At 50.0% G+C, this 288-nt stretch carries 1 pseudogene; it reads left to right on the forward strand.

Going from position 1 to position 288, the window contains the following annotated elements:
• Positions 1–288: pseudogene (locus tag P0G09_RS20485) on the forward strand (sugar transferase); the annotation flags it as partial.

The raw sequence follows: 288 nt of genomic DNA on the forward strand, positions 1-288 counted from the left end.
TCTGCCCATGCTGCGTGTGGGCCGCTAAATGGCAAGCCCGGAGTTCTTGTTTGTCAAGCGTGTCATGGATATTGTGATCTCGCTGGTGGCACTGGTTATCCTGAGTCCGGTGTTTCTGATTACGGATATTGCAGTCAAATCCGATGGTGGTCCTGCTTTTTACAAGCAGGTGCGCCTGACCAAAGACGGCAAGCAGTTTGAGATTTTGAAGTTCAGTTCTATGCGTGTGGATGCAGAAAAAGACGGTGTGGCGCGTCTTTCCACTGGTGACAAAGATGATCGTATCAC

Source organism: Faecalibacterium sp. DFI.5.82 (assembly GCF_029076575.1).
GTDB classification, from domain to species: Bacteria; Bacillota; Clostridia; order Oscillospirales; family Ruminococcaceae; genus Faecalibacterium; species Faecalibacterium duncaniae.